The organism is Enterobacter sp. JH25, from assembly GCF_021725435.1.
Taxonomy (GTDB): Bacteria; Pseudomonadota; Gammaproteobacteria; order Enterobacterales; family Enterobacteriaceae; genus Enterobacter; species Enterobacter intestinihominis.
The window spans coordinates 15,066-33,339 of sequence record NZ_CP091320.1 but is presented as its reverse complement, the minus strand read 5'-3'; the positions used below and the strand labels follow the sequence as shown (position 1 = coordinate 33,339).

Sequence of the window (18,274 nt, the reverse complement as noted above, 5' to 3'; positions counted from 1 at the left end):
TAGAAATCAAGCGCCTGGTATATATCTGACGCAACAGTCATTGTAACGCCACAACATATAGACATAATTATCATTGCCTATTTTTTTGCGCCCACCTTTAAGGGTTGACCAGTCATGTACCGAATCACCAAGACGATGACAGCAATCCGGCCCTTTCGCCTCAGGAGTTGGGAAAAGCATTGAAAGCCGATACTGGGAACGAGGTGTAAAGTATTCCCACGTTTTCTCACACATTGCGTCTGCTCCCATCGTTCGCATCAGCATTCCCTGGCGATGTAGTTTAGTCAGAAGACGCTGGGTTATCAGTGAACTCGTCCTTACAGCGTCATCATTTGCGTAAATGTGGCCGGTTAATGGATAAAGGTTGCCATCGCATCCGGCACAAAAGTATGCAGCGAGATTATCCTTTCCTGCTGTTACTGCTACACAGTCAGCAGCGCACACCATTGAGGCAATTGGGTTTGCAAAAACTACTGCCTCTGGATTCAGGACGAGTGTAAGCAGATCACTTTCCCACATAGGGTCCACTTCGCTTATATAGGTCAGGCTGGCATCTATATAGGGTTCAGCAGTGCACTCGCCAATAATCAGTAATTTGAGCATTGTCATGATTGGGAACTCCCAAAGATGAACATCGTAAAATCCGGCTTCAGTTGCTGTCATTGGCTGATTTGTGTTGCTTTTACCAATATCAAACTGCGATTTTTGAAGCATCGTGCCTTCAAGAAAGGGGCTGCACCAGGGGCTCTTTACAACTTCTACAATCTTCACCGGCTGAAAGAAGCTCAATTGCCAACCTATTTCCGGTACGCCGTTCTGATCTGTGCAGTAGCAACCCGGACGTGAAGGAGCAGCGCCTTCTGGAGCTGCCCCTATGCCCATTATCCTCATGGGAAAAATGCAGCTCCAACAGATATTCTTAATCAAGCCCTGCCACACTCCAGCTGACTGACACATAGCCCCAGGGACTCCAGCATCTGCTGCCATAGCCATACCCGGTATAGAAAGCGAAAGCATAACTGCTACAATGAACTCTAAAAGTAACTTTTTGAATTTTTTCACCATCATGCTCACTTGGATGTAATAAATGTTGCAACACTTTCGATATAGTCGACGGCTTTGGTAAAATAACTTCTCATCTGGTCCGGATAATTTAGCGTCAGCCATGTTGCAAAGAGAGCGCCTATAATAAATCCGAGTTTCATCTTATTTTTCCTCTGAAAGATTTGGGGCTCCGATACCACGGACTTCTGCCTCGCTAAACAGGGTGATCCGGAATTTATCTTGGTCAGTAGTTATAAGCGCAGGTGTGTTTTTAATCTGAAAGCGTGAGATGATCTGTTCGTTAACTTTAAACACCTTACCGTTAAATTTTTCACGTAAATCATTTAGGTGATCCCATCCATTATCTTTTTGGATACGGGTAAACATTGGCATTACTTTTCCACTACCCAGACGTTGTCGATACTGCTGCTCAGCCCATACCAGCTGGCCCGGATTGAGTGGATCGAAAATTATCATCGTCAGGTTTTGAGGAAATCTCGAAAGTGGATTAATCAACTCACCGGCGGAAGCTATTACACGGCCCTGCTTATCTTTTACGTCCTGAGTGACCCTCACTGTAGGGTCAATTAAAAATTCTTTGTGTTCCTGGGCAGGAGGGAGGTCGACCATCCATTGATTTTTCCATGTGTCAGAAACGGCCCTTTTTTTTGCACCTTCCCAGTCATATTTTTGTGCACGTTCTTCCAGTTCTTTAATGATGCTCTTTTCTTCAACGGGATAAGTGGTACCAGCAACCGGGAAAATATCCTGATCGGGTTTTTTAGCAAGTTCTCGCTGAAAAAACTCAACGTTGAAGGAGCCTACCATTTTTGCAAAACGAGCTTGCTCCCTAGAAATAATTGTCGGTACTTGAGTTACTTGATACTGACTGAAGCTATCAGGATCAATTGTAATCAAAGGAGATTCAAATTTTCCTTTGACAATCATTTGGTTTATTGCTGCCTGTGTCTCTGGTAGCCGAGTAGTTCCTTTCTTTAGACCATTGAAAACTACACGAGCTTTATGCTCTGAGGCCGTACGTAGAAGGTCTTCCAGTACATAATCCGGCAAGCTAAATGAAGCAAAGATCGTTATTCCATTTTCAGTTGATAGTGCTTCTTCACGTGTGCTATCCATTTTTCTTTCGAAGTCAGCAGCTGTGATGCCCGAGGAACCAAACAATTTTTCGATATTTTTAGATTGTCCTCGCATGACTTCCGGCTTATTTTCCACAGCTTTCAGAGCCGCTTCATTAAGGCTGGCGTTTTCTTGAATTTCATCACGTCTTCTAATTATATCGTTGACAGCTTCAGAGTTATTACTTTGGGCCCTGATAGCCTGGGTATGGTCTATAACTGCTTGAACACTATCCGCATTCATACCGGGGACGTAACCACGGTTTATTTGCTTGCTCAGGTCCTGGTTTTTTTGGAGTGCTTCAGCTTGCGCTATGTACTTCTGCACATCTGGTGATTTTAGCGTAGCATCAAGGCTAAGAGCCCCATCTGGCTGCTGTGCACCTTTAGCCTGTGCCCCAAGCCCTTTTGCTTGCTGAGCGATTAGGTCAGCATCATGTTGATACTCAGTGCTTGCATTTGTATTACTTAAAACTGCACATAACGCAAGTCCAGGAAGTATTGGTAAATATTTTTTATTTACATTAAAAGATCGCATATGTTTTCCCAATTACTGAATTCAGCTTTACTGTTCCCCAAAAACGGGAATCCCATGAGTGATCGGTTTGCCCAATTAGGAAAACTTCGCCTTCAGGAATTATCAATTCTTTTTCAATCAAAATGGACGGAATATTGTATTTCTTCGAAATACGACGTGCATTAGCTTCAAAAAATTTGTCCCCGTTATAAACCCCATCCATTGTTACTTTAAGTTTGTCACCGCCCACACCGGCAACAATTTTTATGACTCGTTCATTTTCTGGGATAAAACGTACCGATTTCGGCATGTTAAATGCTATGAGTTCACCAGTTTTAATACTTTTATCCGAATGATCAATCATATAAAAATCAGCAGGCAGGCACCCATTCAATAAACCGTATCCAAATGTATAACGGGTGAAAAAGACACACATAACGAGAATCAGCAATAAAATATTAAGGGGGACATACCAATCCAGTATAAGCAGCCCTCTCTTTTTAGGTATGTAGTCGCTCATATTTTTCTCACTGGCACTGAAGAATATTTTTACTAGGCAGATGCACCTCTATCCAAGTAATTATTATCCATGTTTTTCAACGCTCGGAAGTCTGCAAACCAACCTAATATTCACCTATAAGAATGTTAATTCCTCAGCATGTATACGCAGCTTTGTTAGCGGCCATGAAAGATGCCTTTGGAGCAAAGTTACTTTCCGACATTAATTTTTCAAAGGTCCAATTATTGGGTATAAAAAAGCCGGGACATAATGTCCCGGCTTTATATTTAAAAATTAACTACTCACTGCTTGGTATTGATACAGTGTTTTCAGACTTACTTGCCTCTTCAGCCGGTCCGAAAACTGTCACGTGCTGTGTTGCAAAGTCTCCACTATCATCATAAGCAATTACTTTTATGTCCTGCTTACCACGGTTAAGGTTTTTAGAAAGTGTAGCCGTACTACCGAAAACGTTCCTTAATTCGCCGTTGATGAACCATTCATATCTAACCATTTTTCCATCAGTATCATCACATTTATTGGTAAAGCTCCAGCTTAGGTTGGTTTCCGTGTAGCTCAATGTACAATTAGGCACTGCGTTTTTAACGACATCAAACTCAACAGATGCTGAACCTCTCTGTCCAAGTTTACTAACAACATCAATTGTAATCTCGTATTTCTTTTCTTTTAAACCCGAGATCAGTTGAGCCCAATAATTTTTGCCGCTGGGTATTACTTCACCGTTCACCTTGTATGTGACCGTATCTATCGAGTCCGCCGAATGAGATAGCTTGATGTTTGACCTTAAGGTTACATCGAGTGGAGCTCTCATATATTTGTTAGAGAACTTGGGTGTCATCTCAACGTTCATTGGCGTTTGTTCATCGACAACAAAGGTATTTTCGATACGCTGTTCATTGTTTCGGTTATCTTTGAAAACAACCATCAATGTATATTTGCCAGGATTTTCAATTGTAAATTCTTTGGTGTCACCTTCATCTTTAGTGATTACCAGATTCTCTTTGTCGTAGATCCATTCACGGGAATAAGTAACACCAGGATAGTCTCCATCCTTAATACCGCTCAACGCAACGCGTAGGGTGGTCGGTGCCATGTCGTATTTAAGTTTGGAGCTTATTTTCATCTCGGGAAATTTATAAACCCACGATTTGACAGAAACTCTACGGGTAGAAACCGTATTCTCCTTATTGTCCGCTAACCATGCACTGTATTCAAAAGCAGCATATCCCTGTTTATCCAACATTTGCTCAGTAAGGGTAACAGACAGTGAAGAGCCCTTAAATGTCTGGCCATCCGGTGTTTTCCATTCTTCAACTACGTTATTACCATTCTGGTACTTACTGTTAGGGTTCGTGAACTTACCTTCCAAAGTAACTTTTTGACCAACCTCTACCTTTGAAACCCCCGTTACCGAGACAGAAAGGCGCTTGGGTTTTGCGGCTGCCAACCGAGCAGACGTTTCCTTCCATGAAGACTCCTCTGCCAGTTCATCGGAATCAAGGTAACGCATCCGGGCATAAATCGTAGACGGTAGGGTATCAGCTGAAGCCACAGTGTAAGTTGTATCTCCCTGCACCCAGTTGACTTTATCCTCTGACCAGAGAACCTCAGCGGTGCCTGCTGGTATAGGTTCATCGTTATCAAGCAGGGTTACAGGTATATCTGAGCCCTGAAGAATGTCTGTAACATCTATACTGAGCTTAGGCTGCTTGTAGGTAACTACCGTTAAGGCATCTGTGTAGGAAATCTTGGATGTGAATTTATTAGTCATTTTTGCCCTATAAAGCCACTTTCCTACTTCTGTCTTTTTGATACTTACACTTCTCTTTCCGGTCATGTCGGAAAGCATGGTCCAGGTTTGACCATTATCAGAGGACTGCTGCCATTCGGTGGGGGCGAGTGCATCAGAGTTAGCCGTACTGGCAGATTTGAAGCTTACCAGAGTACTAAGTGGGATCCTTCCGATAATAAGGCTTTTCGACAGGTTACCCTCCAGTTCCTCACCTTTATAGATTCGAATGCCTACAGCACTGGTCTCACGTTTCATTTCAAAATCAGAGAATGGCGATCTGACCTTAGCCACACCAACCAGACGCATATTACCCAGATCCATATTTTCAATTTTAATCTTGGTTTCGACAATGCCCGCATCATTGACCGGCAATGCTTCAGTCAGCGCAGTTCTTTCGTATGTAGTTTTATAACGGCCTGTTTCTGGATCTTTGCCGTATACACTTTTTTGAGAGTATATCGTGACGTCCCATTCTCCCATTGTTTTACGGTCAAATGCACTTTTACGTGTGGAGTTGTTATAACGCCCCACTGTTACCTTTAAGGGCACTTCAAGAGATGTGGCTGTTTTTTTGTCATCCACTTCCATCGATGCTCGAATATTGAAATCAGGCACCGTATATACGTTGAGGGTGTCTGTAGTTCTTAATTCTGGATCCTTTGAGTATTCTACAGCTATGTCAAAGACGTTCTTTGTCCACAATGGTGCAGCAGCAACCTTGACCCTTTGTACAAAGGTCGTTGCATCGTTGTTTGAGGAACGATTTTTAAATGACGTTTTGACAGCCTCAGAGCCGTTTTGAGAGACGATCATCGTAACGTCAGCTGGTACCACCTTCGCTAATATTCGAGCGGCCTCCCCCCCGGTCGTATAAGCCAGAGCAGTGTTCGGATTGATGCCTGCTATGACTTTATTCTTTTTGTAAGAGATGATCGGGTTGTATGGTAATTGTGTGGTCAGAGTACGGCGATTCCTTGCGGAAACCGCTTTAGAGCCCTTCCCGTTAATCATATAGACTTGATAGTCGAGCAGATTCTCACCTGTTTTATTAAAGAATCCAGTTAGACCCGGGGTACGTCCTTTAAAATAGAACTCCAACCCATCAGGGACATTGTTCCACTGAGGGTAGCATGCTGTAACATCTGATTTTTCCCCATACCAGGCGAGGTAAGCATTCGCATTTTCCTCTGTGGTAAACAGAGTGCATTTATCACCAGCTGTTTGACTAAGCAGGTCCGTATACTGACGTACGCGCGAGTAAAGAGTTACGTTTTTTTCCAGATTCTTAAGAGTGAATCCAGTAGGTTGATAAGTGAACACGGTACTGAAATTTACGTTTTTTCCATAAAGGTTTTCAGCCACCACAGTAATCTCGTGATCCGAATTAACTGCTAAATCGTCTCCAACCGGCAGGTAGTAAATACCTTTATAATTTGTAGGTGTTAACGAAACTACTTTGTTGTCTATTGTTACTGATTTTATGTCAGCAACCCCAGCCTGCCCCTGGAAAGCTGCAACGATAATCTCGTTCAGGAAGTATACGGGTGCTCGTTTAGTTAATACCTGCCCATCTTTGAGAACCATAAGCGTTGGGTTATCAGACAGCATCAGTTTGCTTTCAGGCTCAGTGTACGTAGAAGAGTTTTTGCTCGTATTTTCTACTGTAAAAGTCGCTGCGTAGGACCCGTTTATAAGATCCGTTAAGTCAAAGATATAGAGGTACTCATCACCGACTTTTTGAGGTCCACTTACCGGCTGTAAAGTTCTACGTAAAGGGGTTGCCCAGGACTGTTTGAAATCAATCTCAGTGCCATCATCTAAAGTCACTTTAGTCGTCGGCTTAAACACGCCATCCGGAGTCATAGTGAGCGACATAGCTGTTGGGAGCCACCATTCACCTTCTGTTTCTTGCTGGGGTACCTTAACGGCCACAGCAACGGTTTTGGCTCCGGTATAGATGTCCTGGCCACCTACTTTGATTGTTTTAGCCTCATCGGTAAAATTCCAAAGTGTATGGTCTACTACAGGAGGCCGATAATCCCAGTTAACAACAAGCTTTTTGGATTCAGGAGGTGCGAAATAATTATTCTTAGAGTTTGCTGTAATTGTGATATCACGTGAACCCAAAAGTTCATCTGTATCACTGGCCTTAATGCTTCCAACTTCAATGGTACAGGAAGTTCCGCCAATAGGTACTTCACAGGCGGAGCCTGAACCTATTGAGATGTATTGAATATAATTGCGGGGTTCAACAGAAACAGCGATATCTTTGATCGCTTCATCCTTTAAATACGATTTGAAAGAAAAGCCGTCATAGACTAATCCGTTCAGGGATGATTTAAGACCGGTGATAGTTGGTTTTACCGGTGCCACACTTTTGATTGAATATTCACCTTTTACTATTTCAACTTTTTTCCGTTCAGAACCAGAGAAGTAAGAAATCTTGTAAGGTAGTTTTAAATCACCGGTGGTGTTGGGAACGCCTGAAAGAGTGAAGCCGTTAGAAGTTAATCCCAAGGTATTGGGTAACCACTCAAAAAAACAAACGAGGTTATCAACAGAGGAAGTCGCTCGATCATCAACCGTTACATTACAGGCTGTGCCTGCACCTGAGGCAGTGATAGTGTTAGAATTAACGTATGCAACAAAGTCGCCCGGCCCCGGGTCAAAGGATACGGCTGGCAAATCAGCCTGTAGCTTTCCTGAAATCATAATCGCTTCAGCATAGACCGCTTTAATCGGAGCAATTAAAGAAAACAACAGGGCTAAACCTAAACCTGATTTTCTCATGACGAATACCTGTTTTTCTGAGCAAAATTAAACTCACTTTACGATGAAAAACAGAAATATCCGTTCGTATAACATTTAAAAAAACCTGTATTTTTCCGTATATTCCGTATGTTAATGCGCTATTTTGAATTCTTGGCTTCAGATAAGCGAAGCGCGGTAATTATAGACTCGGAGCTTACCCAGGGCGTTTTTTGAGCAAGATATCCAAGTATGTAGAGGCCAATTTTAACGCAATCCATTTGTGAGACGGGGACCATGTGCATGAAGGGTTTTAAGCCATCTTTATCGACTGGAACTATCCCTGCGGATAACAACAAACCGCCCCTCTCGTTTGGGGTAACGCTTATATTTTTGTATACGACGTGGCCATGATGTGAGGTTTTCCTCTTATCAATCTTTAAAGTATGCATGATTCTAAGAAATACAGATGCCATCTGCATAACTTCATTCGTCGACAATTTTAGAAGTACAGAACGGTTTGAGCCCCAGTCATAATCTTTTTTTGCGTTCCTTGGAGCGACGTGCAATGTAAGATAATAATTATCAATCTCATTTGAAAAAGGTGAAGGTTTTGATGAGCTAACATCTTCATTGTTCATCTCAATGACAAGGGCTGCATCCTGACCAAATGCTTTAACATTATGGTTTTTAAGAGCGAAGTCTGAAGTTGCCATATAAAAAGTCACTTTTGATAAAACCACATACCGCCTAATGATTCATCATCGGCAAGATGCTTGAAATTTGATAGTGTAAATCCTGTTTTGGTTTCAGAAATCACCAGGCTGTAAGATGCCGTATGTACAAGGCGAGAATTGTTTAGATCAAGATCATCACAAAAACCAGGGCTTTTGACGGGGTCAGCCTTTTCAACAAAAGTTACTTTTGAAGCGATGCCGTTGATCACGATTTTCTCGTTATCAGCAATTTTAATGTTTAAAGAAGGCGAGCTTTTATCACATGGCAGGAAGAGTGATGTCTTTTTAAATGTGTTTCCAGTGAAGTCCAAAAGGTCAGGTTTAACCGGAACATTGTTTAGGATTTTATAAACTCCAGCAAATGCACATAACACAACAAAACCAGATAAAACATATCTAATCTTAGACTTCATCCCCCAGTTCCTCTCCTAAAAGTTTTAACGCGCTTACGCACATAAGCCTCAACTGATACAGTAAGTTATCAGCGGTTATTCCACCAACGAAGGTAACTGTACGTCGTATTGATGCTCCGCCAGGCTCGCACTGGATATGGCCAATACCAGAATCACGGAGGAAGTCATTTTCTGCACTTACAAGGTCTGACTCTACAGGTGGAATGATAACTTCAATGAGTATTGTATCAACTGGGGCCCACTCCCAATCGAACTTAAGAGAGGAAATTGGGGATATAGAAACAAGAAGCTCATCAATATTAAAAATTACGGGTTTTATTCCCATAACCTCAGACTGAATGAAGTGGCTTTCTACCATAACTACCGGAAACTCTGAAATAGTCAGAACTCCGATTAACTGGTCTCGGCGTAAACCATGTATTAGTGAGTTGCGAGATAGCATTCGATCAGCCTTTATTATAATAATCAATCATTTGGGACAAGGACAAAAGGGATTACAGAAACGAAGATTCTACATGAACATCGTTGTCAGTGACCTTAGGTCCATCGGGTATAAGGGTATCAAAAAATCCTTACATAACCATTAAACCACAAAGACTTTTTACGTAAAATAATAATTAAGTACCAGATTTATTAAGATAATTCTTAGGTTTTTTACAAATTTAGGAAAAATCCGCACTTCCTGTAACAGCATCCAAATTAACCTAAAATACCGTTTCATTAACAGTAATTTTACAGATTCAGCTGAAGCCTGAGTTTATTATAACAAAAAAAAGGCCAGCAAGTATGCTGGCTTTCCTGGTAAGACAAGTTGAACTCAGAAGTCGATTGTACTGTCTCTCACCTATCTTGCGGCTTTGTTGAATAAATCGAACTTTTGCTGAGTTGAAGGATCAGATCACGCATCTTCCCGACAACGCAGACCGTTCCGTGGCAAAGCAAAAGTTCAAAATCACCAACTGGCCCACCTACAATAAAGCCCTCATCAACCGTGGCTCCATAACTTTCTGGCTGGATGATGAAGCTATTCAGGCCTGGTATGAGTCAGCAACACCTTCTTCACGAGGCAGACCTCAGCGCTATTCTGACCTTGCCATCACGACTGTGCTGGTCATTAAACGCGTATTCAGGCTGACCCTGCGCGCTGCGCAGGGCTTTATTGATTCCATTTTTTCTCTGATGAACGTTCCGCTACGCTGCCCGGATTACAGCTGTGTCAGCAGGCGGGCAAAGTCGGTTAATGTCAGTTTCAAAACGCCCACCCGGGGTGAAATCGCACACCTGGTAATTGATTCCACCGGGCTGAAGGTCTTCGGTGAAGGCGAGTGGAAAGTCAAAAAGCATGGCCAGGAACGCCGTCGTATATGGCGAAAGTTGCATCTGGCAGTTGACAGCAACACACATGAAATCATCTGTGCAGACCTGTCGCTGAACAACGTTACGGACTCAGAGGCCTTCCCCGGGTTAATCCGGCAAACCCACCGGAAAATCAGGTCAGCCGCCGCCGATGGCGCTTACGATACCCGGCTATGTCACGATGAACTGCGGCGTAAGAAAATCAGCGCGCTTATCCCTCCCCGAAAAGGTGCGGGTTACTGGCCCGGTGAATATGCAGACCGTAACCGTGCAGTGGCTAATCAGCGAATGACCGGGAGTAATGCGCGGTGGAAATGGACAACAGATTACAATCGTCGCTCGATAGCGGAAACGGCGATGTACCGGGTAAAACAGCTGTTCGGGGGTTCACTGACGCTGCGTGACTACGATGGTCAGGTTGCGGAGGCTATGGCCCTGGTACGAGCGCTGAACAAAATGACGAAAGCAGGTATGCCTGAAAGCGTGCGTATTGCCTGAAAACACAACCCGCTACGGGGGAGACTTACCCGAAATCTGATTTATTCAACAAAGCCCTATCTTGCCAAAGTCGCTAGTCGCTTGTTTGCCTTAGCTTTAGATTTTATGCTTATGGAGGCGGTTTGATTTTCATCCGATACTTTTTCTAGCACTGGCACCACAGAGGAAATGGACTTTTCTTTTGAAATTTTGGATGCACCTGAAGAAAGTGGGCTTTCAGATGGTATAGAGGTATCGCTTCCCTCATTTTCAATCTTCACACCAAAGCAGGCATGTTCCTTTTGTACAAGGAAGGTTTCTTTTACAGAAACAGAATCCTGCTTTGAATTATCTAATTGTAGAGGTGTTAAATACTCCTTAAACTTTTGATCTAAGACATTCTCTAGCAATACATTAATAGGAGGCTTAGGTTCAGTATCTATAGTATTTCCATCATTCAGAAACCTATTAAGATCTGCAAGTGTTAATCTTTCGTTTAAACCATTTATAAAATTTGCCAAGTCAGGAAATAAATTATTTAATACCAACCCGGTACTAATAGCCGACCTAATTAAATCCAGTTGGTCACCCCTATGACAAAGTTCTGTTTTTTTCAAGAAACTATAAACATAGGGTGCTTTTCTTTCGGATATCCAGAAAGACCGGATCTGAATCCGGTCGTTATCTGCCTTATTTGAGATAGGGTATTTAGCCATGTTCTAGCTCATTATTCTGAATAAATAGTATCAGCAATTGCCAAAGATAATGCGAACTGCGGATTGTCTACCATGATAACTTTAGCCGTTTCAAAATGTTTACGAATAGCTGTTTCGATGAGATATGAACCTCCCCCAACAAGGAAAACATTATGAGGCCTCTCTTCGACTTGTGTAACCGCTCTGATTACTTTACTTTGCAACTTCTGTACCGCAGAGTTTACCGCATCAAAAACACCGTCACGCTTGTCCTCTGCAACCTTCAAAGCTGATTTATCATGACGATTATCAACAAGATGATGAATGTAAGCATTACTCGTATTCAGTTTCTCAGATTCAAGATACCTGCTGATCTCATCGTAAACAATAGAACAACCAATACGGTCAAAACCTTTTACTTTCGAAATCTGTTCTAATTGCCCAGTAATACTTGCAACATCAAGAGTAGTACCACCAAGATCAATTACCAAACTTGATTCAAATGAAGCAATATCCTCAATTTCATCTGCCCGGGTCACAGCTGGTAAAGATTCAGGGAAAACAGTCACAGACAAAACGTTAAAAGAATAGCGTTTACCGTCAAGATAACGCTCTACTGGTTTCATCAGATTATCTTTTTTTCTCTGAATATTTTCAATATTCGTTTCCCCTAAAGCAGTATAGAACTGGCTAAGTGGTAAAGTAACAAAGAGGTGAACATCCTGAGGAACTAAACCAGAAGCATGAAGTGCATGGTGAACATTTAACCGGCTAATTTCATCGTATTGGTGAGATACATCAGTCGATTCCAGTGAGTTACTAGATTCGCTGTGATGCGAAAACCTTTCCAGCCCATCAATAAGATAGTTAAAAGGATTGAGACCCTCATGGCGAACACGGAAATCTGGAACAAAACTATTTTGTGTAAGCAAGGGAACTAATTCGTTTCTTTCATTAAGACAAACCAGTTTTGCAGCTTTACTTCCATCATCGACAACGATTTTTAAAGCTTCAGTGATATCCTGCACTGATGGTGAAACAGGACTTTCAGATTTTAATAGTTCAGCCATAAAAACTCTCTTTTATTAATAGGACCATATTAGATATTAACTTTATACATTAATGGTGACCTATTATCAACATTAACACTATTAAAAAAATACGTAAGTCTATGTTATTTCAGCATCCTTCCATTTTAAATACCTTACCGTTAAATTTCCTGTATTCATGTATTAACCATGTTTATAAAGGAGCCAATTATAATCAGAAAGTTACTTTGCATCCTAAGTATGAACTGTTTGAGAGCCAGGACTGGGGCCTTTACCTGTAAGTAACAAAGGTCCTTAGGCTTAGAATCCAAAATGACGCCTTTTTGTAAAAAAATCATAGTTCGAAATACCGTATCATCGATGTAAACATACGTAGAGGAATTTATGGCAGCTGAGCACGTCCAAACTATAGACCTTACAAACTTCTCCGGAAGGATTTTCTTTCTGGCAGATCCTCATGGACATTACTCTGCGCTGTGCAACTTGATCCAATCAGTTACAAAGCCAGAAGAAGAGATAGTAATTTTCTCTACTGGAAATTTGTTTGACTATGGGCCGGAACCCATAGAATTGATGAAGGCGATAAACAGTGGCTTTTTCGATGGACGTTTTGTGAGGCATTTCTCAGCTGCCGGAGCCGGAGAAGAAATGTTAAAAAAATTGTTACCATTAAACAAAGACCGGAGAACATTTTACCCCAGCACATACCTCAATGAGAGATGGTGTGTAATGGGCGGAAAGTGGCATAAAGCTGTGAATCGTTACTATTTAGAGGAAGAGGTAAAAAAACTTCTTAATACCCAGCTTGGTACGATGATGCAGATTTTACTAAAAGGCGATATAAAAATTGGGGTTTGCCCTTCTGATTACGCCCCTATCCGCACATCATTCACTGATACTTATAATGCGCTTCAAGCATTCAACTATGCCAATGTGAATATTTTTCAGAGCCAGTTTCTATTCGGTATGGACCATGCCGTAATACCAATGATGATAAATGACGTCAACCTTATGGTCCTAGGTAGGAATCCTGTAAACAGCATTCGAAAAGCCCATGGTCGTACTCAAAACAATCTTCCAGTACTGATCGGTAATTGTTTGCATATAAATACTGGATCACTCTATATGTCAAAATTAGAAGACCAGGTAATAGTTGCTCCGGGTATACCGCAAACTGACTCACCAGCACTTACATTAGTAGAAATAATCATGAAGAACAATCCAGTTTTATTGTGTCATCAGCTAATACAAACAACAAACAAGTTTTATTCACTTAAAACCTATCCTTTAGAACTCGATTCGATTGAAAACAACATTGAGGTAACAAGATGAAGATAAATTGGAAGATTATCTCAATTTCAACATTACTTTTGCATCTTCACGCAGCAGCTGCACCACATCAAGAGAAAGAGCATAGAAAAGATGCTTTTTCTTCTGCCGCACAGAAAAGTGATTCACTTATATCTGCTAAAGCGGAGCTTATAAACGGAAGGTGGTTTATAAATGGTAAATATAGGCCTGTTCTAAAGACCAGCATGACCAAAACCAATTTCTTAGAAATCATGAATGTTTCAAATAAAGAATCACTTTTTATTGTGATACCAAAACTTGAGTATAATATCATTGCCAAAAATAAAATCTTACTAAATGAAAAAATTGCATTAAGCGAAGGCACATCCGGAAAAAGCATTGTTTGGGTCGAGCCAAAATCAAGTCTAACTATATCGTTTATAAATGACCTTGCTAATACGCCCCTTCAGGCTATCGTTTCGATCACAAGAAACAACAAAGATATAATTGCCATCTTTGGACCGGATCAGGGTAAAGGGTTTACTCTTCCCGGAAATACGTCTAATGATCAAGTGTCCGTTCCTGACTATTCTGACCTAAATATAAAAAAACTTAACATACCTCAAAGTGTTGGTAATCCAGTAACCATCAATCCTAAAGAGAAGAATTACCTCTTAGTTGGACAAGGAAAATATGAAATCTTATCTCTTCCTAAATATCAACATTTAGTATTTTCTGAACCCGTTTATATTGAGAAAAGAAAAAATATCCTCGGTGGTTATGGTTATTGGACGAAAGAAACAATTCTCTACCCCGGTGAATCATTATCTTTTATAACGAGCGCCAAAAACAATCTAAGGAAGCGGGATGATTAAAGTTATCACACTTTTATTGTTTGCATTACTGACTGGTTGTCAGTCAGTAGAAAGTAAAATCGAAGAACTCCCGACAGTTGGTTTTGACCCTATTCTATACAATAAAAGTGAGGCCTTTACTGACGGAAAAGTTACTTTACGTGTCGAAAGTTCAGGAACTGATGTTTGGCTTGTCGCCAAGAATGGAACCAGAAGTTTTATTGAGCTTTCAGGCCTAACGCTAGGTGGTAGTCGTTGTGCTTACAATGCCCGTAGTAAGCAACTTTTGCCCCCAGGCAGCGTAAGCACATTCGTAGTTCCTACGGTTGGAATGCTTGGACTTTGCTTCAACAATGAAGATCAACTTATGTTTATTAACCGTGCTTTTAGCAGAATCTCTCCCAAAGCAAAAGGAAAAGATTCGCTTTCGCTTTTATTTTCTGTTAGTTACGATTTTCCCGGAAAAGCGGACCTAATTACTAACCACGATTTTCAAGAGTTATATCTTTTATTTTTGAATGAGGATAATCTATGAAACAAACATTAATTGTTATTTTAATATGTTTTTGTCACACGGCTTTAGCATATCCATACCGTATCTATACTGTCCCGGAAGGGGCATTAGTAAAAAACATACTAACTAATGAATATCTAGGAAAAACCCCTGTGGTTGTGGACGTGAGCAATACCGAAGCTGGTTCTACTTTTGGGATTTCATTATTTAGACATGAAAATGTTGCTATAAAGATTTTTACAGTAATGCCTTCAGCAGAAAATAATTTTGCTGTTTCTGGACCTGACGTTGCAACTATGTCATTGCCGGGAAAAGCACCTTTAAACGTAGTAAATGATGGGAATGGCGCTTCTGTTCATATAGAACTAAGACCTTATATGTCTGAACCTGCGCACACCCCATATTAATATAACAAGAAATTAAAAATATAAATCATATGAACTGCATCATAAAGATGCAGTTCAATATTTATTCTGATACTTTTAATTTTTCTTTTATGAACTCCTCTAGTTCCTTAATAAAACCCGCATTTATCCTATTGAATTCAAAGCGAATTTTTCTACCAGTATTGTTTTTACTGATTCTTGCATACTTATCTTTGTTATCAAAAGTAATAAGATCACTTGTTTCCCATTTTGTGGAATAAGTTTTTTCACAAACACTTTCCACAGATTGTGTGATTTTTTCCATTACAACTTTTTGAGCAACCTGGAGATCTCCAATGTCTAAATCTTTTGTTTCCTCTTTAACATTATCTATTACTTCATCTAAAGGAAATAGATTTTTTTGCACATATTTCTGTAAACGAGACAAGCGACTATAATAGGAGTTCGGGATTCCTTCATAATCCGGGAATAAAGAGATCAATGTTTCGTCAATACGGGCCGCCTGGATTCTTTTGGCTACCGATACATGACTAATCCCAAGATATGCTGCGAGTTCTTCATTAGTAGAAAATCCTTTTTCTTCCATTTTTTTGATAAATTGAAACCCAACTTCTCTATATGAAAATTTTCGAGATGTTTGTGCTGCGGATATAATTGAATTTATATCATCTTCGGTTAGTTCATCCGGAAGAACCCACAGGGGGAGATCCTTTTCTGCCTTTATACAGCAGAAACGTCTGCGACTTCCTTCTATTAATAAATAAACCCCATCTCTTTTTACAGCGATCCCTTCGGTATCGACCCCTCTTTCTTCAATCTGCTTAAGAATATCTCTAACAGAATAATCTGTAAGGGCTTCTTGATTTCGTGGGTTCGCTGGATGGACTAAGGTCTCCTTCTCCACTCTCTGGGCTGGAACAATCACATGTTCCGCTTCAAGTCTCCGGCCCTTATGAAGAGTGAATAACTTTTTTATGCGAGGTGCTGTTTTCAAACCCGCAAGACCTGAACGGTGACCGACTTCTGTCCGCTTTGGTGCGTTTAAATATCGAGATTTATCATTCCCGATATGTTGCTCATCGCTCATGCGTTAACTCCTTGCTTAGCTGAAAAACTTTTTATTTCATTTATAAATTGCTGATATACCTGTAATACAGATTCTTCTGCGACATCAAGCTGCTTTGCGGAACAAAGTTCCTCTGATTTTTTGATATCAAGCACTGTACGCCCTTTGGAAGCAGCTGCCTTAAATGCTTCAGAATTTTTTATGTTAGCGGACATCAAAAGGTCCTGAACAGTTCTGATTAATTTATCCAAAACTATTCTTTCATATGGACTTTTGTCATCTACATTGACAGCAAGAACTTTGAACCATTTTAAATTGTCGCCCTTACTTGGTGATTGTTTAAACCTTTCACTTATTGTAAGCATGAAGTCTGTAGTAGAGGCGTAATCATATTCACGTGGTGACACTGCGACAAGAATCCCATCGGCCGCTTCGTCAGCAGCCCAGATCAAAGGTGAATCTTCAGGTGGAGTGTCTATAATAATCAAATCATAGTTCTGCTTCAGTACCGGTAAGATAACTTCCTTGAAACGTAGTAACAAAGACGTACGTTCTTCTCTAGAACATTGCCAGTATTTATCTTTAAAACGAGCATCTGTCGGAAAAGCCGTTATTACGTCCAAGTTTGGCAGATGCGTTGAAAAAGGCATATTAGTGATGATTTCTTCTTCAGAGAATCCTGAATCTAAATATTTTTTATACTCAGAATTTTCTTCATAAATTCCAAGGATTGCATCAATTGCTGTAAGGAAGACATCATCTTCTGAGACACTTTGAATCATGCTGCTTCCAATCGAACCTTGTGGGTCCCATTCGATCATTAATACACGTGCATTGAGTTGTAGATCTAAAGCAGCTGCTACTGCTAAAGCTACAGATGTAGTGCTTTTCCCTGTACCGCCTTTATGATTCTGAGTAACAATAGCTCTGCTAAAGTAATGATCGCGGTACTTGGGATAACCCAGGGCATCCATTATTTTTTGAACATCCCAGCGGGTGTAAAGATGATTTTTGTTTTGATAAATAGGTGCACCAACAAGTTCTTTTTCTTCTAAGTCCGAAAGTATTTTATTGAACGTTACTCGTGACTTCCCAAAAAAATCAGAGAGATTTTTTTTATTCAAACAGTGGTTATAGATCAGTCTATCAACACCATCAACACTATCATCAGAAACAGATACTCTTGATGAAGCCATCAGAGATTCCTTTAGAGAAATCTGCTCGCTTTTCATGCGCTGACCAACGAGGGCGATCTTTTCAAGTAAATTCATGGTTATGACCTTTTTGCACTGAAAACCGACTTTTACGCATATATGTAAACTTTACGTATAATGCGTCCATTTCCTTGTTATGCGTACAATTCTATCCTTAGTTTCAATCTTAAGCTAATGTTTGTTTACTTTTTTATGATTTTTTGTGAGCTTAACTTGCAGATGTGAGCTCAGACTCTCTAGTCCATACCTAATGCACAACCTGTTTAAACCACGATTCTTGTCTCCTTCTCTACGCTTTGAAGTTAAGAGCTCCATTAATGAATCTTCACGCCTACCCTATTTCTTGCTTAGACCCTAAAATCTATCTCACCGGTGTGCTGATATACGTTTCCTAACTGTGAACCGTTGTCGTCAGTCCAGTCTAAAGATATGAGGTGTTAATCTCTTGAGGAGGCACACTACGAAT

16 protein-coding genes are annotated in these 18,274 nt (G+C 40.7%); 5 read left to right on the top strand and 11 right to left on the bottom strand.

From position 1 onward, the window contains the following. Window positions 1-6 precede the first annotated feature (6 nt). From trhU to hdtA, 7 genes are all read right to left on the bottom strand, one after another. The gene (trhU, locus tag L2Y28_RS22735) at window positions 7-1,062 is read right to left on the bottom strand and encodes an IncHI-type conjugal transfer protein TrhU (protein WP_181231580.1); all 1,056 of its coding nucleotides are present in this window, start codon (window positions 1,060-1,062) and stop codon (window positions 7-9) included. Window positions 1,063-1,206: 144 nt separating this feature from the next. Beyond that, window positions 1,207-2,718, bottom strand: a complete 1,512-nt coding sequence (locus L2Y28_RS22730; protein WP_001256132.1) for a TrbC family F-type conjugative pilus assembly protein — start codon at window positions 2,716-2,718, stop codon at window positions 1,207-1,209. Continuing rightward, complete coding sequence (trhF, locus tag L2Y28_RS22725) at window positions 2,705-3,217, bottom strand: IncHI-type conjugal transfer protein TrhF (protein ID WP_001286760.1); 513 nt, start codon at window positions 3,215-3,217, stop codon at window positions 2,705-2,707. Before trhF ends, L2Y28_RS22730 begins: the two co-directional genes overlap by 14 nt. A 277-nt stretch (window positions 3,218-3,494) precedes the next feature. Further along, window positions 3,495-7,799, bottom strand: a complete 4,305-nt coding sequence (gene rsp / locus L2Y28_RS22720; RefSeq protein ID WP_001232109.1) for an IncHI-type conjugal transfer protein RSP — start codon at window positions 7,797-7,799, stop codon at window positions 3,495-3,497. A gap of 119 nt (window positions 7,800-7,918) precedes the next feature. Then, window positions 7,919-8,473, bottom strand: coding sequence for a plasmid transfer protein (locus tag L2Y28_RS22715; protein ID WP_000235773.1), 555 nt, complete (start codon window positions 8,471-8,473; stop codon window positions 7,919-7,921). 8 nt (window positions 8,474-8,481) lie between these two features. After that, the gene (locus L2Y28_RS22710) at window positions 8,482-8,907 is read right to left on the bottom strand and encodes a hypothetical protein (RefSeq protein WP_000836981.1); all 426 of its coding nucleotides are present in this window, start codon (window positions 8,905-8,907) and stop codon (window positions 8,482-8,484) included. Next, window positions 8,897-9,349 carry a H transfer determinant A gene (gene hdtA / locus L2Y28_RS22705; RefSeq protein ID WP_000952689.1) on the bottom strand — a complete coding sequence of 151 codons (453 nt, stop codon included), beginning with the start codon at window positions 9,347-9,349 and terminating at the stop codon, window positions 8,897-8,899. Before hdtA ends, L2Y28_RS22710 begins: the two co-directional genes overlap by 11 nt. A gap of 443 nt (window positions 9,350-9,792) precedes the next feature. On the opposite strand from hdtA, the gene L2Y28_RS22700 reads away from it, so the two are divergent. Beyond that, window positions 9,793-10,761 (top strand): IS5-like element IS903B family transposase, encoded by a 969-nt coding sequence (locus L2Y28_RS22700; protein ID WP_072201439.1) that lies wholly within the window; start codon window positions 9,793-9,795, stop codon window positions 10,759-10,761. A gap of 56 nt (window positions 10,762-10,817) precedes the next feature. On the opposite strand, the gene L2Y28_RS22695 is transcribed toward L2Y28_RS22700, so the two are convergent. Next, window positions 10,818-11,456, bottom strand: a complete 639-nt coding sequence (locus L2Y28_RS22695; protein WP_012695436.1) for a hypothetical protein — start codon at window positions 11,454-11,456, stop codon at window positions 10,818-10,820. Window positions 11,457-11,467: 11 nt separating this feature from the next. Beyond that, on the bottom strand, window positions 11,468-12,505 hold the full coding sequence (gene parM / locus L2Y28_RS22690; RefSeq protein WP_000818954.1) for a plasmid segregation protein ParM domain-containing protein: 1,038 nt from the start codon (window positions 12,503-12,505) through the stop codon (window positions 11,468-11,470). A 363-nt stretch (window positions 12,506-12,868) separates the two neighbouring features. Between parM and L2Y28_RS22685 the strand changes: the two genes are divergently transcribed. Genes L2Y28_RS22685 through L2Y28_RS22670 form a run of 4 tightly spaced genes read left to right on the top strand, consistent with a single transcriptional unit; the run spans window position 12,869 to window position 15,549 of the window. Further along, window positions 12,869-13,816, top strand: coding sequence for a metallophosphoesterase (locus tag L2Y28_RS22685; RefSeq protein ID WP_000718595.1), 948 nt, complete (start codon window positions 12,869-12,871; stop codon window positions 13,814-13,816). Next, window positions 13,813-14,649 carry a hypothetical protein gene (locus L2Y28_RS22680; protein WP_000700976.1) on the top strand — a complete coding sequence of 279 codons (837 nt, stop codon included), beginning with the start codon at window positions 13,813-13,815 and terminating at the stop codon, window positions 14,647-14,649. The genes L2Y28_RS22685 and L2Y28_RS22680 overlap by 4 nt, the downstream gene beginning before the upstream one ends. After that, entirely contained in the window at window positions 14,642-15,163 is a 522-nt protein-coding gene (locus L2Y28_RS22675; RefSeq protein WP_000598517.1) for a hypothetical protein, read from the top strand. Before L2Y28_RS22680 ends, L2Y28_RS22675 begins: the two co-directional genes overlap by 8 nt. Beyond that, the gene (locus L2Y28_RS22670; protein ID WP_000815011.1) at window positions 15,160-15,549 is read left to right on the top strand and encodes a hypothetical protein; all 390 of its coding nucleotides are present in this window, start codon (window positions 15,160-15,162) and stop codon (window positions 15,547-15,549) included. Before L2Y28_RS22675 ends, L2Y28_RS22670 begins: the two co-directional genes overlap by 4 nt. A gap of 61 nt (window positions 15,550-15,610) precedes the next feature. Here the strand turns inward: L2Y28_RS22670 and L2Y28_RS22665 are convergent, their stop codons facing one another. After that, window positions 15,611-16,615, bottom strand: coding sequence for a ParB family protein (locus tag L2Y28_RS22665; protein ID WP_001278838.1), 1,005 nt, complete (start codon window positions 16,613-16,615; stop codon window positions 15,611-15,613). Next, window positions 16,612-17,865: a ParA family protein gene (locus tag L2Y28_RS22660; RefSeq protein ID WP_001050364.1), complete on the bottom strand. Its 1,254-nt coding sequence runs from the start codon at window positions 17,863-17,865 to the stop codon at window positions 16,612-16,614. The genes L2Y28_RS22665 and L2Y28_RS22660 overlap by 4 nt, the downstream gene beginning before the upstream one ends. Between the last annotated feature and the right edge of the window lie 409 nt (window positions 17,866-18,274).

Excerpts from the sequence above, each read along its gene's own strand:
- L2Y28_RS22730 (WP_001256132.1), bottom strand. The coding sequence starts at position 2,718 with ATGCGATCTTTTAATGTAAATAAAAAATATTTACCAATACTTCCTGGA.
- trhF (WP_001286760.1), bottom strand. The coding sequence starts at position 3,217 with ATGAGCGACTACATACCTAAAAAGAGAGGGCTGCTTATACTGGATTGG.
- rsp (WP_001232109.1), bottom strand. The coding sequence starts at position 7,799 with ATGAGAAAATCAGGTTTAGGTTTAGCCCTGTTGTTTTCTTTAATTGCT.
- L2Y28_RS22715 (WP_000235773.1), bottom strand. The coding sequence starts at position 8,473 with ATGGCAACTTCAGACTTCGCTCTTAAAAACCATAATGTTAAAGCATTT.
- L2Y28_RS22710 (WP_000836981.1), bottom strand. The coding sequence starts at position 8,907 with ATGAAGTCTAAGATTAGATATGTTTTATCTGGTTTTGTTGTGTTATGT.
- hdtA (WP_000952689.1), bottom strand. The coding sequence starts at position 9,349 with ATGCTATCTCGCAACTCACTAATACATGGTTTACGCCGAGACCAGTTA.
- L2Y28_RS22695 (WP_012695436.1), bottom strand. The coding sequence starts at position 11,456 with ATGGCTAAATACCCTATCTCAAATAAGGCAGATAACGACCGGATTCAG.
- parM (WP_000818954.1), bottom strand. The coding sequence starts at position 12,505 with ATGGCTGAACTATTAAAATCTGAAAGTCCTGTTTCACCATCAGTGCAG.
- L2Y28_RS22685 (WP_000718595.1), top strand. The coding sequence starts at position 12,869 with ATGGCAGCTGAGCACGTCCAAACTATAGACCTTACAAACTTCTCCGGA.
- L2Y28_RS22680 (WP_000700976.1), top strand. The coding sequence starts at position 13,813 with ATGAAGATAAATTGGAAGATTATCTCAATTTCAACATTACTTTTGCAT.
- L2Y28_RS22675 (WP_000598517.1), top strand. The coding sequence starts at position 14,642 with ATGATTAAAGTTATCACACTTTTATTGTTTGCATTACTGACTGGTTGT.
- L2Y28_RS22670 (WP_000815011.1), top strand. The coding sequence starts at position 15,160 with ATGAAACAAACATTAATTGTTATTTTAATATGTTTTTGTCACACGGCT.
- L2Y28_RS22665 (WP_001278838.1), bottom strand. The coding sequence starts at position 16,615 with ATGAGCGATGAGCAACATATCGGGAATGATAAATCTCGATATTTAAAC.
- L2Y28_RS22660 (WP_001050364.1), bottom strand. The coding sequence starts at position 17,865 with ATGAATTTACTTGAAAAGATCGCCCTCGTTGGTCAGCGCATGAAAAGC.